This window comes from Bacteroides sp. 3_2_5, from assembly GCF_000159855.2.
Lineage (GTDB): Bacteria > Bacteroidota > Bacteroidia > Bacteroidales > Bacteroidaceae > Bacteroides > Bacteroides fragilis.
Window position 1 is genome coordinate 884,307 of sequence record NZ_JH636044.1, and the last position, 16,651, is coordinate 900,957.

General features: G+C 42.4%; 8 protein-coding genes. 6 read left to right on the top strand and 2 right to left on the bottom strand.

Annotated features, from left to right (window positions below):
- Positions 1-3,654, top strand: a complete 3,654-nt coding sequence (locus tag BSHG_RS14160) for a glycoside hydrolase family 2 TIM barrel-domain containing protein (RefSeq protein WP_008658514.1) — start codon at positions 1-3, stop codon at positions 3,652-3,654.
- 140 nt (positions 3,655-3,794) lie between these two features.
- On the opposite strand, the gene aroA is transcribed toward BSHG_RS14160, so the two are convergent.
- Positions 3,795-5,033 carry a 3-phosphoshikimate 1-carboxyvinyltransferase gene (gene aroA / locus BSHG_RS14155; RefSeq protein WP_008658516.1) on the bottom strand — a complete coding sequence of 413 codons (1,239 nt, stop codon included), beginning with the start codon at positions 5,031-5,033 and terminating at the stop codon, positions 3,795-3,797.
- Between the two features lie 284 nt (positions 5,034-5,317).
- On the opposite strand from aroA, the gene BSHG_RS14150 reads away from it, so the two are divergent.
- From BSHG_RS14150 to BSHG_RS14140, 3 genes are all read left to right on the top strand, one after another.
- Positions 5,318-6,193, top strand: a complete 876-nt coding sequence (locus tag BSHG_RS14150) for an AraC family transcriptional regulator (protein ID WP_008658518.1) — start codon at positions 5,318-5,320, stop codon at positions 6,191-6,193.
- A gap of 12 nt (positions 6,194-6,205) precedes the next feature.
- Entirely contained in the window at positions 6,206-7,375 is a 1,170-nt protein-coding gene (locus BSHG_RS14145) for a sensor histidine kinase (protein WP_008658520.1), read from the top strand.
- Positions 7,376-7,652: 277 nt separating this feature from the next.
- Positions 7,653-9,614 (top strand): family 20 glycosylhydrolase, encoded by a 1,962-nt coding sequence (locus tag BSHG_RS14140; protein WP_008658523.1) that lies wholly within the window; start codon positions 7,653-7,655, stop codon positions 9,612-9,614.
- Between the two features lie 236 nt (positions 9,615-9,850).
- Here the strand turns inward: BSHG_RS14140 and BSHG_RS14135 are convergent, their stop codons facing one another.
- The gene (locus BSHG_RS14135; protein WP_008658524.1) at positions 9,851-10,726 is read right to left on the bottom strand and encodes a helix-turn-helix domain-containing protein; all 876 of its coding nucleotides are present in this window, start codon (positions 10,724-10,726) and stop codon (positions 9,851-9,853) included.
- A gap of 272 nt (positions 10,727-10,998) precedes the next feature.
- Here BSHG_RS14135 and BSHG_RS14130 point away from each other — a divergent pair, with 272 nt between their 5' ends.
- Both BSHG_RS14130 and BSHG_RS14125 read left to right on the top strand, forming a co-directional pair.
- Positions 10,999-14,154 (top strand): SusC/RagA family TonB-linked outer membrane protein, encoded by a 3,156-nt coding sequence (locus tag BSHG_RS14130; RefSeq protein ID WP_050444628.1) that lies wholly within the window; start codon positions 10,999-11,001, stop codon positions 14,152-14,154.
- Positions 14,155-14,173: 19 nt separating this feature from the next.
- The gene (locus BSHG_RS14125; protein WP_008658528.1) at positions 14,174-16,219 is read left to right on the top strand and encodes a RagB/SusD family nutrient uptake outer membrane protein; all 2,046 of its coding nucleotides are present in this window, start codon (positions 14,174-14,176) and stop codon (positions 16,217-16,219) included.
- Positions 16,220-16,651 lie beyond the last annotated feature (432 nt).

Consider the following 16,651-nt stretch of genomic DNA (forward strand, 5'->3'; position numbering starts at 1 on the left):
TTGAATATAGGTTTGGGCTGTATCACACAGGCAGACATACGTTTTGTTGGCGGATACAGCCCTTGGTTTTCTTCCCTGCCTTTTCTTAATATCAATAGTATGCTAAATTTTAAACATCTGTTTCTGGTAAGTGTTGCTCTGTGGTCGGCAGTAGGAATGGTTCGTGCCCAGGAGTTCGATCCGAAGCAAAGCTACGAGATCCATACCCAGAACGGACTTGTCCTGGACAATCAGGAGAGTCTGGATTTAGGTAGTAAGATATTTATTTCTAAAAAGGAACCCCATAAAGAGTCGCAGGTCTGGAATCTGATACCTTGCGGTGACGGCTGCTACTCCATTGTCAGTCCGCTCACCGAACTGGGAATCGACAATAGCGGCAATGGAAGCAAGGAGTGTCCGGTCATCCAATGGGACCCCAATAAAGAAAATCCCAATCAGCAATGGCGTATCACGGCTTTACCCAATGGGAATTATTTGTTCACCAGTGTAGCGAGTGGTTATAACCTGGGTTTCCCGGATGCCGGTCTTGTGGCCGAGCCGGTTTACCAGCTCAAACCGGATGCGCAGAAAATAAGCCAGCAATGGAAAATCGTGAAATCGAATCTGAAAGTGGTGGCTGAGGCGTTTAAAACCCGGAGTGATAATGACTGGGAGAATGAACGGATATTTGCCGTTAACAAAGAAGAGGGGCGTTCTACGTTTGTCCCCTTTGCCGATACGGAAGAGATGAAGGGCGATCCTTCGTACACCCGTCCTTGGATACGCAATCAGTCTTCCCGTTATCTGTTGCTGAATGGTGACTGGAAGTTTCATTGGGTGAAGCAACCTTCCGAACGTCCGGTGGATTTCTATAAACCGGGCTATGACGTGTCTGCCTGGAAAGAGATTCCGGTTCCTTCCAATTGGGAGATGCTGGGATACGGAACCCCCATCTATACCAATATCACCTATCCGATACGCAACAATCCGCCCTTTATACAGGGACAGAGAGGATATACGGTAGAGAAAGAGCCTAATGCGGTGGGTTCCTATCGGAGGGAATTCTCTCTGCCGGCCGACTGGAAGAATAAAGAAGTGTTTATCCACTTCGACGGAGTGTACAGCGCTATGTATCTGTGGATCAATGGTAAGAAAGTCGGGTATAGCCAGGGTGCCAACAACGATGCCGAGTTCAACATCACACAGTATGTGAAGCCGGGTAAAAACATATTGGCAGTCGAAGTGTATCGCTGGAGTGACGGCAGCTATCTGGAAGACCAGGATATGTTCCGCCTGAGCGGTATCCACCGGGATGTCTATCTGGTGGCGACTCCGAAACTTCGCCTGCGCGACGTGCATCTTACTTCTGTCATCAGTGACCGTTTCGACAAGGCCGACTTATGTGTCAAAGCAGACGTGAAGAACTATGGCAAGTCTGCTGTGAATGCCTCCGTGCGCATAGCTCTGCTGGATGCCGGTGGCAAAACTTTGCGTACGTTTACAACTGCGGCCGGTAACCTGGCTGCCGGAAAAGAGATCTGTCTGCCTGCAAAAGCAAGTATTCGTGATCCCCAACTCTGGAGCGCCGAAACACCTTATCTGTATACTGTGAATCTGGAATTGCTGGATGCTTCCGGCAAGGTGCTCGAGGCAACTACCCAGCAATATGGTTTCCGCAAAATTGAAATACGTGACAATAAAGTGTATATCAATGATGCATTGGTGTTGTTCAAGGGTGCCAATCGTCACGATATTCATCCCCGTTTCGGTAAAGCGGTACCTGTAGAAAGCATGATAGAGGATATTCTTCTCTTTAAGCGTTTCAACCTGAACACCATTCGTACCAGTCATTATCCGAATGATCCGAAGATGTATGCTCTGTTTGACTACTATGGACTTTACGTAATGGACGAAGCGGATCTGGAATGTCATGGCAACATGATGCTGACCAAGCGGGAAAGTTGGAAAGCAGCCTTTGTCGACCGGGTGGTACGTATGGTGGAACGGGACAAGAACCATCCTTCCGTAATCTTCTGGTCGATGGGGAATGAATCGGGCGGAGGACCCAATTTCGAGGCCGCTTATCAGGCTGCCAGAGAGATTGACGCACGGTTCATCCATTATGAAGGAATGAATGATGTTGCCGATATGGACTCACGGATGTATCCATCCATCGAAAGTATGATAGCTCAGGACAACGAGCCGCGCAATAAACCTTTCTTTCTATGTGAGTATGCACATGCCATGGGAAATGCTGTCGGTAACCTGGAAGAATATTGGGACTATATTGCCAATCAGTCTAAACGCATGATCGGAGGTTGTATCTGGGACTGGGTGGATCAAGGCATCAATAAACCCGGAGAAGCGCCGGACCGTTATTATTTCGGGGGCAGCTTCGGTGATCGTCCCAACGACAATGATTTTTGTTGTAACGGACTGGTGACACCCGACCGTAGAGTTACTCCTAAGTTATGGGAAGTGAAAAAGGTATACCAATATATGACTTTTGAAGAAGTGGGAGAGAACAATGTGGGGTTACGCAATCATTATTCATTCCTGAATATGCGTCATTTCAACCTGCGTTATGTCATCCTCAAAAACGGGGTGCCTGTTGCGGAAGAGGAGTTCGGGTTGCCTGACGGCAAGCCGGGTGAACACCGTACGATCCATATCCCTTATCTCCGTCACTTGACGGAAGATGCCGATTACCACATCAACTTGGAAGTGAAGTTGAAGCATGACTGCGTCTGGGCTAAAGCCGGACATGTAGTGGCAACGGAGCAGTTCTTACTAAGAGAAAGAAAACAGAAAACGGAGGTTCCGGAACTCTCTGCTTCCCTACAGGTGGTAGAAGAACGTCAGTACATCCGTTTCCGTGCTCCGGGTACCGAGATCTCATTTGATTCAAAGACAGGCATGATGATCGGTCTCCGATATGACGGACAAAACATGATACACGGTCAGCAAGGACCGGCGTTGAACTGGTATCGTTCCATCAGTAATGATCCTCGCGAATGGATTCAGCCTGTGATTGCATTGCGTGGTTTTGACTGGAAACTGGCGGAAGACGGAAAGTCGGCGTCTGTTCAGTCTCAGATAGAGGTCAAAGTTGGGCAAGTCAATATACCGTATACAGTCAGATACCGGGTTTACAGTAACGGCAGGGTCGATGTGGCAGCCGACTTTACGACAGAAAATAATTTCGATCTACCTCGTCTGGGCTTGCAAATGTTCCTCAATCCTTCACTGGAACAAGTCGAATGGTATGGCCGCGGTCCGATGGAGAACTATCGTGACCGGAAGAACGCAGCCTACATGGGACGCTACAAAACGACTGTTACGGATATGGCCGAGCATTATGCGCGGGCGCAAACAATGGGCGGACGCACAGATACACACTGGCTGGCGTTGACAGACGGACAAGGGAAAGGACTCAGGATCACCGCAACGGATACGTTGGATTTCAGTGCCCAACATTACACGGATAAAGATTTATGGCAGGTAAAATATGGACATGATTTGTCTGATATCCGCCGTGCGGAGGTTGTTCTCAATTTAGATTGCATTCAGCGTGGATTGGGCAATGCCAGTTGCGGACCGGGACCGCGTCCCCATTATGAAATCCGGAAGGATACGGTTTATAGTTATTCTTTCCGAATGGAACCATTGAGATAAGGATTGTTATCCGGACAAGGAGACCTATGGTTGTTCCGGATGTTGAATCTGTTTGAAGTTTTGCGCCCTGCTCCTCAAAGTCGGAACTTTGAGAGAGCAGGGCGCAATATCTTTCGAAGTGTGTCTCGCAAAGGTCTTGTCTATCTTAATTCCTCTCCGACCTTGATGCCGAAACCGGCTTTGCGCAAATCGTCCCAATATCCGGGGTATGATTTGGAGACTACTTGAGGTTCGTCTATTTGTATTGTCGGATAATGAATTGCTGCCGGAGCAAAAGCCATAGCCATGCGATGATCCTCGTAAGTCTTGATAACGGGACATGTCTGTTGTTCCACGCGTTCACCGTCCCAAGAAAGGATACTGTCGTTTTTGTCATGCAATATATACCCGAGCTTTTTCATCTCTGTTTTAAGGGCTTCGATCCGGTCTGTCTCTTTTATTTTGAGGCTTTGCAGCCCGGTGAAGCGGAAAGGCACATTGAGCAGTGCACAAGTCACAACAAAGGTCTGTGCCAGGTCGGGAATATCAACAAAATCTTCATCCAGCCGTTCGACACATGTGCCATTCTTCTTCAGTCGTATACCTGTTTCCGTATATTCGGTTGCCACTCCCAGGCGGGCAAATACTTCTGCTCCGCGGCTGTCGCCCTGATAACTGTGGCGGAACAGTCCGGTCAGTTCTATATCTGCTTGGGGAGACAGGGCAGCTATCTGATACCAGTAAGAAGCTGCACTCCAGTCGCTTTCGACGGTAAACGGAAGGCAGTGGTAAGGTTGTGGATCAACCTGGATATTCTGGTCGGATGTCCACGAAGCCGAGGCGCCGAAATCTTTCATCAATTGCAAAGTCAGGTTGATGTAAGGTCGTGAAACGATTTCTCCGGTCAACCGGAGTAGCAAACCGTTTTTCAGTACCGGACCGATCATCAACAGGGCTGATATGTATTGTGAACTCACATTGCCCTTTAGGGTGATTTCGCTGCCCGTGAGCTCTGTACCCTCAATCCGTAAGGGGGGAAAACCCTCATTCCGAACATATTCTATATGGGCTCCTAGTTCGCGCAAGGCGTTTACTAATATCTGTATGGGGCGTTGCTGCATCCGTTCCGTTCCGGTGATGGTATGGATACCCGGAGTACTGCTCAGATAAGCCGTCAGAAAGCGCATGGCCGTTCCGGCCGCAAGAATATCAATCACTTCATTACCTTCGGTCAGAGCTTTTATCATCACCTGCGTATCATCGCAGTCGGACAAGTTCGAAAGCACATCGTCTCCTTTTGACAGAGCATGGATGATAAGGGCACGATTGCTGATACTTTTGGACGCCGGAAGCTGGATAGTGGCCTTTATCTGCGAAGGCGCTGAGAGTAGATAACGCATGGTCTTTATTTCTATAGTTATATTCGGTTGCAAAAATAGGAAATCTATTCTTTTTTGCCTCTATCCTCTTCCTAAAATATTAAAGATATGAACGGAATCCAATATACATTAACGAAGCGAACAAACAGCTAAAAAATAGGTTGTTTAAGGTCCTAAGGACATTTTGTTTATAAAAAAATGTCAAGAAGTAGCTCCATATTTCTGTAATATGATACCAAAAGACTTGTGTAGTTACGGGGTTAATGTAGTTATTTTACTTTTGTATCAACAAAGAAAGGATTCTGATGCCAAACAGGGATAGTGAGAAATTGATAACGGATGGTTATACTACGACTTTATTGGGGGATGAACTTATGGTTTGTGAGAACATGAAGCACATTCGTGTGACGTCTGTTCCGTCCTACACCGAAGTTGGGATGATCATTTTGTGTTTGAGAGGTACTGCCAAGATCTGTATCTTTGATAATATTCATATTCTTGCTAAGAATGAACTGGCGGTTATTCTGCCGGGTCAGTTGGTTTCGATAACCGAACTAAGTCATGATTTTCTTTGTAATATAGTTGTGCTGTCGCGTGCACTTTTTGATGATACGTTGAGTGGGTTCAGTCGTTTTTCTCCTCTTTTCTTTGTTTACATGAGAAGCCATTATTGGTATGAATTGACAGGAGAAGAGATTGAGCGGTTCAAACTTTTTTATGGATCACTCTCACAGCGGGCAAAAGACCCTACCCATTTTTTCAGGAGGGAGTCTGTATTGTTGTTACTGAGAATCTTTTATCTGGATATCTATAACGAATATTACAGCAAGTCTCATTTGATAAAAGGGGGATCGGATATGGGTAAGAGTAAGCTGGCGCATGATTTTTTCTGTTTAATTATGCAGCATTACCGGGAACACAAGGATGTCGCTTTCTATGCCGATAAGTTATGCATCACTTCCAAGTATCTGTCAATGGTGATAAAAGAGGCGAGCGGAAAGACAGCAAAAGATTGGATTGTAGAGTATGCCATATTGGAGATCAAAGCCATGTTGAAGAACTCTACCATGAATATACAGGAGATATCTATTAAAACGAACTTTGCGAACCAGTCGTCGCTGGGGCGTTTTTTTAGAAAGCACACAGGAATGACACTTACAGAATATCGTATGCATCGATAAATAGTGGCTTAAATGAAACAAGAAAAACAAACCGAACTGTTGCGGACTCAGCAGATGCTGAATGAAGTGAACCGCAAGTTGTTAATGACGCTTGGGGTCGCGGAAGTTTTTCCATGGAAGTGGGAATTGGCAGAGCATATGGTATGGTTTGATGCCCGTCCGTCGGACGATCCTGCAGGATGGGAGATTTTTCATAATGATTCGTTTCCGGTTTCTATAGCGCGTGTTTATCAAGGTATCTATAAGGAAGACCGCCTTCGGGTGATTGAAGCTTGTCAGGGGATACTGAAAGGCAAAATGAAGAAAGTGGTGGTCGAACTTCGTTTCTGGGCTAAAAAGAGAGAGGGATTCGTATTGGAGTGGTTGGAAATGCATGCCATTCCCGGGAAAGTTGATGAAAATGGCAGACTGTTGACTGTAGAGGGATCGCTGATGTCCATTACCAGGCGAAAGGTTATGGAAGAAGAACTGACCGCAGCTAAAGAGAAAGCAGAAGAAGCCAATCGGTTGAAATCGGCATTGATTGCTAATATGAACCATGAGATACGTACACCGTTGAATGCGATTGTAGGTTTTGCATCTTTGCTCTCTATCATAGATGACGAAAAAGAGCAGCAGGAGTATATCGGATTGATACAGAGTAATACGGAGCATCTTTTGCGATTGATGAACGATGTTATCGATCTCTCCAATATTGAGTCGGGCGTTATGGACATAGTCGGTTCGGATGTAGTCCTCGATTCATTGATGAAAGAGATGGAATTGACGTATGTTCCCAAAGCAGAAACGGACAACCTGGTTTTGGCTTGGGATCGGGAGCAGTCGAATGCTCACATCTATACAGATCGGGACAGGCTGATACAGATATTGGAGCACTTATTGGATAATGCTATTAAATTTACAACAAAGGGGACCGTTCATTGGGGGTATCAAGAGAAAGAGAATGGTCAAATTAGGTTTTATGTGACGGATACCGGATGTGGTATTCCTAACGATAAAAAGGAAGTGATATTTGAACGATTTGTGAAACTTGATAGCTTTACCCAAGGGCTTGGATTGGGATTGTCCCTTTGTAAAATTATTATTGAGCGTATGCACGGAACGATTGGAGTGGAATCGGAAGTTGGAGAAGGATCGACTTTCTGGTTTACTATCCCCAATTTATCCGACAATCATATTTAAAATCTACGGATGAGTGACCGTGAGGTTCCCTGAGAAGGACTTCTGTAGCAAGTTGATGATTCCCATCAGCTTGATGTTTGTTTTGTTTGTGATGAGGTCACCGTTTCAGCGGAAACAATGATCCCACGTTGGCACTTCGGCAGATAGATCTTTTTGTCTGTCGGGGTGCCAACATTCTTTTATTTTAGACAGAATGTTGGAGAATCGGTAGATTTACACTACTTTTGGTACCACAATCGGATGTCCGGTTGAATTAACCCTTTTATAACGACACGATATGAAATTTGTTAACCGATTCTTTATGATTCTTGTGGCACTATGCCTGGTTTGCCCCGGCGTTAGTGCAGTTGTTAATCCCAAACCTTTTGTGATTCCCGAACTGAAAGAGTGGAAAGGTGCCGAAGGGGCATTTGTACCGACTGAAACAACAAAAATAGTCTGTCCTGCCAATCAGCCGGAACTATTGCGCATTGCCCGTATGCTGGCCGATGACTGTGAAACGATGTTCGGTCACAAACCGGAGGTAGTACAAGGCAAAGGCGGAGCCGGTGATGTTATTCTTGCCATTCGTGCAGATAAGAAGTTGGGCAAAGAAGGCTATACTGTGAAAGTTACCGATCGTATCTTGCTGACTGCTCCCGAAAGCATAGGGGTATATTGGGGAACCCGTACGCTGCTTCAGATTGCGGAACAGAGCGAAAATCATCAGTTCCCGAAAGGTACTTTGCGTGACTTTCCGGACTACGCTATGCGTGGCTTTATGATAGATTGCGGTCGAAAGTTTATTCCTCTTTCTTTCCTTCAGGATTATGTGAAGATTATGGCTTATTACAAGATGAATACTTTGCAGATTCACTTGAATGATAATGGCTTTAAACAGTTCTTCGGGCACGATTGGTCGAAAACTTATGCAGCCTTCCGTTTGGAGTCGGATACTTATCCGGGTTTGGCTGCCGAAGACGGCTATTACACCAAGCGTGAATTTATCGATTTACAAAAGTTGGCTGAGAACCTTTACGTAGAAATCATTCCCGAGATTGATGCTCCGGCGCATACTCTTGCCTTTACACATTATAAACCGGAGATCGGCAGTAAAGAGTACGGCATGGACCATCTCGATCTGTTTAATCCTGAAACGTATAAGTTTATGGATGGACTCTTTAAGGAGTATCTGGAAGGGGATGAACCTGTATTCCGTGGAAAGAAAGTGCATATCGGTACTGACGAATACTCAAATAAGAAAAAAGATGTAGTAGAGAAGTTCCGTGCTTTCACCGACCATTATATCCGCTATGTAGAGAGCTTTGGCAAACAGGCTTGTGTATGGGGAGCACTGACGCATGCCAAAGGTGATACACCGGTGAAATCGGAGAATGTGATCATGAGTGCTTGGTACAATGGCTATGCCAACCCGAAAGACATGATAGAGCAAGGCTATAAATTGATTAGTATTCCTGACGGGCTGGTATACATTGTTCCGGCTGCCGGATACTATTATGATTATCTGAACACGAAGTATTTGTACGAAAATTGGACTCCTGTACAGATTGGAAAGGCTGTTTTCCCGGAGAAAGATCCGTCTATCCTCGGTGGTATGTTTGCCGTATGGAACGATCATGTAGGCAATGGCATCTCGACAAAAGATATTCATCACCGCGTTTATCCGGCTTTGCAGACTTTGGCTGTGAAGATGTGGACCGGAAAAGATGTATCTGTTCCGTATGCTGACTTTGATAAACAACGCAATGCCATCAGTGAGGCTCCGGGTGTTAATCAACTCGGCCGTATCGGTACTACACCGGGATTGGTGTATGAACAGGCTTCCGTTGCTCCCAATAGCGAGACTCCTCACCGTGAAATCGGTTACGATTATCTGGTAACATTTGACATTGACGGAGCCAATGAAGCAAAGGGTACGGAACTGTTCCGTTCTCCGGATGCCGTATTTTATCTTTCCGATCCGATCCGTGGCATGTTGGGTTTTGCCCGTGACGGTTATTTGAATACATTTAGTCACCGTATCCACAAAGGTGAGAAAGCAACCATCGGTATCAGTGGTGATAATAAGTCGACCCGTCTACTTATCAATGGACAGGTAGTAGAGGAAATGAATACTCAAAAACTTTACTATAATGCCGGGAAAGATTCTATGAATTATGTTCGCACTTTAGTCTTCCCGCTAGAGAAAGCCGGAAAGTTTGATAGTAAGATTACAAATCTGAAGGTTTATAAGAAATAAGAAAGTAACTCAATAAGATAGAGGGAGTTAAGCTGTGTGCTTAACTCTCTCTTGATTTATACTATATCAGCCTAACGGAAAATGAAAATTTAGAATCTGGTAGGCAAGAAAAGAAATCATAAGAGATTTTCCAATCTAACATTTTAGTTGATGTTTAATGGCAGTACAAGCGGCTTTTCGTTCTTTTTCGGTTGAAAGTGAAAATGCCGTTCTTAATAAAAGTATAAAGAATCCTTTTACTCCTTATTTCTGTATATTGAAGGTGGAACTTTCTTATTTTGTTTAAAGAACTTGCTTAATGCGGCTTGGTCAGGAAACCCCAGATCTTCAGCTATCTGTTGTATCGTCATATCTGTTTCATTTAATAATTTCATGATCTCACCCATGATAGCTTCTTTTATCCACTGATGGACTGTTCTGTTGGAAAACATTTTGACCACACGTTGCAGATATTGAGGGGTCACACATAGTCTGGAGGCATAGAAGTTTACGGAGTATTTTCTATTTATCTCTGTGGAAATCATTTCAAGGAACTGTATATACAGTTTCCGTTTATTGCCTACCTCCTCTGGAGTTTTTTCTTTTTCAAGCAAAGAAAAATTGGCAACTTCTGCCAAAAAATTCCATAGGCAATGTGTCAGTATGGCCGTTCTGAACAGATGTCCTTCGTTTTTAAAAATCTGTTTTATATCTAGTAGATACTTTATAAATATTCCTGTGTTTGAAGGTGTTATTTGTAGTATTGGGTTATTCATTCGTTCACATATATAACGTGTAGAAAATAATCTTCTGTTTCCCACTAGCCTCATTACATACTCTTTGGTCATTATGATATGGTATGCACGAAGATTTTCGGATGCGGAGAGAAGTCTGTAAGTTGGCTTATGTATGGTATTAATATCAGCAAAGCAATTTCTGTTCATGAGAAAGATTTTTCCATTTACCTCAATTTTCAATTCTCCGTCAATGACGAATAATATAGAATGAAGATCTTGTATGGCTGGTATGTTTTTATTTTCGTTGATTAATTTAGGATTGATATACCAAAAAGCAATTTCCTCATTAGATGTAAATGATACATTATAATATTGGATAAATTCTTTTAGATGCATAAGATTTTCCTGTATTTTCTCTACAAAAATACTTCCTTGGAGTCTCAAAACAGAGAATAATAGACAAACAAAGGATTTTTGTCTACAAACTGTTTTTAGTGGTCCATTTGGTTTCTAAATATACAAATTTAAGTGATAAAATAATAAGTTAGTGATCTTGCTTTATTACTTTCTTTGCTGAAAAATTATTAGTTAAACTAAAATCAATTATTATGTTTAAAAAATCAAGTTCTATCTGTTTCCTTTTGTTCTTTTTGAGCAATTCTCCTGGAATGGCTTATGCGTGGACGGTAGGGATTGGTGATGGCACTTATGTCGTTCAGCAAAATGGAAAATGTACTGGCGTTGTTAAAGATGTGACGGGAGAGACTGTAATCGGTGCGTCAGTGGTAGTAAAAGGTACTAGTAATGGCACGATTACTGATATTAATGGTAGTTTTTCTTTGCCTGGAGTAAAAAAGGGAGATATAATCCAGATTTCTTTTATTGGTTATCAAAAGGTGGAAGTAGTATGGAATAACAAACCCTTGAATGTTACTTTGAAAGAAGATGCCCAGGCTTTGGAGGAAGTGGTAGTAGTGGGTTATGGTACTCAGAAGAAAGTAAATGTAACGGGTGCGGTGAGCATGGTCGGGTCAGAAGTCATAGAATCGCGTCCTGTAGCCAATGTTACTCAGGCGTTACAAGGTGCCATTCCCGGTTTGAATTTGACTACTTCCGTAAATGGGGGCGATTTGAACTCAGGTATGAGCATTAACATCCGTGGTACAGGGTCAATCAGTTCCAATGATGATCCATTGGTATTGATTGATGGTATTGAAGGTGATTTGACTCTTGTCAATCCCAATGATATTGAGAGTGTTTCAGTATTGAAGGATGCCGCTTCTGCTTCTATTTATGGCTCTCGGGCGGCTTTTGGTGTCATTCTGATAACGACTAAGAGTGGAAAGGCAGGGAAGGTGAAAGTCACTTACTCGGGCGATGTCCGTTTCAGTACGGCAACTCAGTTACCTGATATGGTAGATTCTTATTCATTTGCGACCTATTTTAATGCGGCCAACTCCAATGCAGGTGCTGGAAATTATTTCTCTGATGAAATTATGCAGAAGATATTGAATTTTCAAGCCGGTATGTATACCGATCCGTCTCAGCCGGAGTATTATGGTACGACGGCAAATACATCAACCAATAAGTGGAATCAATACGGTAGTTCATTTGCCAATACGAATTGGTTTGATGAATTTTATAAAAAGAATGTACCTTCCACACAACATAATTTAAGCTTGAGTGGGGGGACGGAACAGTTCAATTGGTCTGTCAGCGGAAGTTTTTTAAATCAGAATGGTTTGATACGGCATGGACATGACGAACTCAACCGTTATACCATGAATGCTAAGATAGGTGCAATTCTTACCGATTGGGCTCGTATGGATCTCACTACTAAATGGACACGTAAAGATTACACAAAACCTCAGTATTTGGATGGATTGTTTTTCCACAATATAGCCCGTCGTTGGCCTACCTGTTTTGCTGTGGACCCTAATGGACAGTGGTCTGAGGGTATGGAAATTGCTGAACTGGAAGATGGAGGTACTTATGATGAGCACAACGACCTATTTACACAACAAATTAGATTCACCTTTGAACCCATAAAAGATTGGAGAATTTATATGGAAGGTTCAATGCGTGTGGCGAATAATAAGACAACAGAAAATACGATTCCTATATACCATTATTATGTGGATGGTACTGCTTTTTTGCGTGATAGCGGTTATGGTACCGAAACGTATGTTTACGATAATCGGTACAGACAGAATTATTATACCGTGAATGTATATTCAGATTATTCTAAGAGTTTTGGTAAACACAATGGTAAAATAATGGTCGGTATGAATTATGAACGTTATGATCAGGATAATTTATGGGGAAGTGGTACTAATCTGACAACCGAAGAAAAGCCCTACTTGAGTCAGGCACAGAGTAATAAAAAGAATGGAGATTCATATTGGAATCGTGCGACTGCCGGTTATTTCGGACGTTTTAATTATGATTATGACGAACGTTATTTGTTTGAATTCAATTTACGTTACGACGGGTCTTCTCGTTTTGTCGGAGACAAGCGATGGGCGTGGTTCCCTTCTATGTCATTAGGTTGGAACATTGCACGTGAATCTTTTTTTGAAAAGTTATCTGATAAAATCAGCATGTTGAAACTCCGTGCTTCTTGGGGACAGTTAGGGAATACTAGTTCTGATTATAATTCATTTACGGATTGGTATCCTTTCTATCAACAACAGAGTATCAGTTCGTCATCAGGTAGTTGGCTGATTGATGGTGAAAAGCAAAATACGGCATCTATACCTGATATTGTTTCTTCTTTATTGACATGGGAAACCATTGAAACGTGGGATATAGGCGTGGACTGGGCTGCGTTCAACAATCGTTTGACCGGTTCGTTTGACTGGTTTTGCCGTAAGACGAAAGATATGATAGGGCCTGCTCCTACGCTTGGCTCTGCCTTGGGTACATCTGCCCCTCAGATCAACAACTGCGATATGCGTTCAATAGGATGGGAACTTGAAATAGGATGGCGTGATCGGATAGGGCAAGTAAAATATGGAGCACGTTTGAATTTATCTGATGCAACCCAGAAAATATTAAATTATCCAAATGAGACCGGATCTTTAAGTACTTATTATAATGGTAAATCATTGAATGAAATTTGGGGATATGTGACGGAGGGTATCGCCTCTTCACAAGAAGAAATGGATGCATGGCTCGTAAATAACAAGCCTAACTGGGGGTCTGGATGGGGAGCTGGTGATGTGATGTTTAAAGATTTGGATGGTGATGGTATCGTTTCTACAGGTGATAATACAATTGGTGATTCGGGAGACCGGGTAGTGATTGGTAACTCTACTCCTCGTTACCGTATCGGTTTGAATCTGGATGTGGCATGGAAAGGTATTGATTTTTCTGTGTTCTTTCAGGGCGTGCTGAAAAGAGACTATGCGTTTAGCGAAGGTGACCCTTATTTCTGGGGAGCTACGGGTAACGTATGGCAAAGTGCCTGTTTTAAAGAACATTTGGATTACTGGACAGAAAATAACGTAGATGCTTATTACCCGAAACCGTATTTTGGAGGTATTACGAAAAACCAAGTGGTCCAAACTCGATATTTGCAAGATGCTTCCTACATTCGTTGTAAAAATATTCAATTGGGTTATACGTTACCTCAATCGTTAATAAGGAAGATAGGTGTTGATAATTGTCGTGTTTATGTATCTTGTGATAACTTATTTACTCTTACCGGATTGTCGAGTATCTATGATCCGGAAGCGCTCGGGTCTTATAATAGTTATGGTACTTCAGGTAAGACTTATCCATTACAACGTACCGTAGCGTTGGGAGTGACCCTTAATTTTTAATATGATTAAAATGAAGAGTATGAAAATAAATATAAAACATTTAGGATTCTATGCATTATTGGGAATGATGCCTTTTTCCGTGACTTCCTGTAATGATCTGCTTGATTTAGAACCTGTCAGTCAAATTACTTCCGAGGTTTATTATGAAACAGCTGACCAGTTGGCAAGTTACCTGAATAACTATTATAATTCTTTCTTACAGAACCCCTATAATGGTTATATGTATCACGAAGCTGCTTATAATGATGGAATGGCCAGATCGGACAGGAATACGGATATCTTTGTTCAAGGTATAAGTGGCAATACTACATTGTTTGCCGATGATTACTGGGAAGTCCCTACAGATAAAAATATGCAAAGCAGTTATTTTTCTTATATCCGTATTTGTAACTATTTTCTTGAACAAGTGCTTCCTAAATATGAAGCCGGTGAGATCTCTGGCGAAGAAGAGTTAATTAAGAATTATATTGGTGAAGCTTACTTTATGCGTGCGCTTACATATTATCGGGCATTAGTAGTGTTTGGTGATTTTCCGATTGTAACCACTGTACTTGAAGATAATAATGATGAGGTCGTCGAGGCCAGTAAGCGTTCACCTCGTAATGAGGTAGCGCGTTTTATACTGGAAGATTTGGATAAGGCTATTGATCTGTTAGCTTCACGCAGTAAATTTAGCGGGCAACGTCTGAATCGCGAAGCGGCTTTGTTGTTCAAATCAAGAGTGGCTCTGTATGAAGGGACTTTTGAGAAATACCATAGAAACTCCGGTCGTGTACCCGGTGACAGTGAATGGCCGGGGGCAAATGCGGATTACAACAGCGGTAAAATTTTTGGCATTGATGGTGAAATTGAATTTTTCTTGACCGAGGCTATAGCAGCGGCAGAAGAGGTAGCAGGTACTGCACAATTGACATCAAATAACCATGTGATTGAGCCGACCGTAGGTGTTACCACAGGTTGGAATCCTTATTTTGAGATGTATAGCCAACCTTCGTTGGCTAATGTTACTGAAGTCTTGCTTTGGAAAGAGTATAATAGCGAGTTAAGCGTAAAACATAATGCTCCTTATCGTTGTAAGATTGGCTGTGCGGACGGTTATACACGTACGTTCGTAGAGGCCTTTTTGATGAAGAACGGTTTGCCTATTTATGCTGAAAATAGTGGATACCAAGGTGATACAAGTATTGATAATGCAAAGAAAGACCGTGATGAACGTTTACAGTTGTTTGTTTGGGGAGAAAGTACGATTCTGGATACGGACGAGTCAGCGCCGACAGTAGGTACCCTATTTTCTAAAGCGGATATTACCGCTTCGGAAGACGAGAAACGTTGTATAACCGGTTATCAGCCGCGTAAATATTATACTTATGATTATGAACAGACAACCAATGACGAAATTCGTGGGACAAATGCTTGTCCTATTTTCCGTGTCGCTGAAGCTATGTTAAACTATATGGAGGCATCTTATGAGCTAACCGGAACATTGAACTCAACAGCTTTAGGTTACTGGAAAGCTCTGCGTGAACGTGCGGGTGTCAGTACAGATGTCGAAGCGACAATTGCTGCTACGGATTTGAGTAAAGAAGGAGATTTTGGAGTTTATTCGGGTACATCAATGGTGGATAAGACTTTATATAATATCCGTCGTGAACGTATGGCGGAAACATTTAGTGAAGGGTTACGTTATACCGATTTGTTACGTTGGCGTTCATTTGACAATATGTTGTCAGACAAGTGGATACCTGAAGGTGTAAACTTTTGGGATGGAATGTATCGGAATTATATGGTTGACAGTGACGGGAACGAAGTGGAATTAGTTGCTGATGGATCGGACAATGCGATTGTTTCAAGTTCTGAACTTAGCAAATATTTACGCCCTTATAGCCGTACCATGTCTAGTACAAACGCTTTGAAAGATGGATATAATTGGCATAAAGCTTATTACCTATATCCGATTTCTATTGCTGATATGCAATATGCCTCACCGGATGGTTCAAAAGAAAACACATATTTATATCAAAATATATATTGGCCTAATACAGGTGGGGGACATGCAGAGGAGTAATCAGGTATAAGAAAATATATACAGGTTAAGTTTTTTTACATACAGGTTAAGAAGAGATGGTTCGTGAGAATAATTTCTTCTTCATAAATAAAAATCTCAAGAACAGGTTAAATGTAACTATAGCCTCTTTTCACTAAAGTAGTGAAGAGAGGCTATATTCATAGGATCCAAACTTTGATTTAGTAAAACAAAGCAAGATATTCAATCTATGAATGAATTTAAAAGAGTGGAATTTGTTTTTTGACCTGACGAACTCGAACGTATATAATTCCCTGCCATTATCTTCGTTGTCCCCCCCCTTCAATATATATATGGTTAATGGATTGCATAACAGTGAGTTAAATAATGAATGTTCAAATAAATAAAGGATGATATAGCATTATTGTAAGAGAAAAAATATACCTCCTGTCGGGTAACGATTTGGAAAATCGC